Below are 1257 nucleotides of genomic sequence, written 5' to 3'. Positions count from 1 at the left end.
TTTTGACGTTACCCCGCTGTAAAGGCAGCAGGTGTTCGATAATTTTGAACTGCGATTTTGTGATTTCCATAAACGCAGATTTTATCAAAATTAGTGTTAACAGGCCCTAGCGAGTTGAATCCAAGCACAGTAAAAAGCGCCGCAGAGATAACTCTGCGGCGCAGATTTTTGATTCCCCTATAACCTTCCTAGTTATAACACGGTGAATCGCTTTTAACCTGCTTACGGAGTATAGGAAGCAGGTGGAGTGGTTTTTACATCTCCATTGATTATACAAGGGCTGCCGCCTGCTGGATTTGAAGGAATATTAGCATTAACGAAGCTAATTACACCTGTGGTCTGGTTAAGAGTACCCACCAGATCACCTAGGCAATTACCGGTAATACCCTGCACGTCAACACCTTCAATTGTGACAACATCACTGGCGCCACCTTCCATATTATATGGAAAATTAAAAAAACCAATCATTTGGCATGTTCCACTGGCATCACTTAATCCAAGGCTCGTAATAGAGGCATTGGAACCAGCCAGGGTGGCAGAACCTGTCATATTACATAGCAATGTAATACCCTTGGTTACAGTTAAAGGCGCGACATCTTCTAGAGCAACGTCTGTAGACCAGGTTTCTGCGTTGGCAGCACCTGTGAAGCCAGTGACGATAGCCAGAGATACTGCAGTAAATAATTTTTTCATAAGAAGATTTCTCCAAGTTATATAAGTGCCTGGCAGTAGTACGGAAATAAAGGTCAAGCTTCTTGGCCTCGACTTGAAGCCAAGTTTGTTAAGCCAAACCTAATCACGTGAACACCATGTGACGAGTTCATGCGGACTTGCATCACACAGAATCTGACGTTCAATAAAAGGACGCCACTCCAGCGCAACAAATCCTCTATGGACTCAACCGTACCGCCATGGGAAACGTCACGATGTAATTAAGGTGCCAATCAACCATAACCTATAAAAAACCAACACCAATAAAAAACCGCAACCTTTCAGTTAGTAAAGACGTGGTTATTTGCTAAAAGGGGGGATAGCCACGACAATTTGGCGCATATTTCTACCGCGGTTTCAAGTAATAACTGCAATTTCGTTACGCAGCGAGTAAATCTGCTCGCTGCCCCATCAATAGTTCGTTTGGCGATCGACAACCCCTCGTCTTTCTCGGACGGTCGTTGAGTCGATTCATCACCGCTTGCACCTCTTCATCAGTGACTTCATTGAAGTCGGTGCCTTTAGGAAAATACTGTCGGATTAGGC

1 protein-coding gene and 1 pseudogene are annotated in these 1257 nt (G+C 44.2%); both read right to left on the bottom strand.

Translation table 11 applies throughout. The annotated features are described in order from the left end of the window. Positions 1-222 precede the first annotated feature (222 nt). Positions 223-693, bottom strand: a complete 471-nt coding sequence (locus ABVT36_RS19005) for a hypothetical protein (protein ID WP_368457967.1) — start codon at positions 691-693, stop codon at positions 223-225. Between the two features lie 397 nt (positions 694-1090). After that, positions 1091-1257: pseudogene (locus tag ABVT36_RS19000) on the bottom strand (IS30 family transposase); the annotation flags it as partial.

The organism is Microbulbifer sp. TYP-18, assembly GCF_040932045.1.
Lineage (GTDB): Bacteria > Pseudomonadota > Gammaproteobacteria > Pseudomonadales > Cellvibrionaceae > Microbulbifer.
Note: the sequence above shows the minus strand (reverse complement) of the source record. Positions and strands in the feature narration are given on the sequence as shown.

Excerpts from the sequence above, each read along its gene's own strand:
- ABVT36_RS19005 (WP_368457967.1), bottom strand. The coding sequence starts at position 693 with ATGAAAAAATTATTTACTGCAGTATCTCTGGCTATCGTCACTGGCTTC.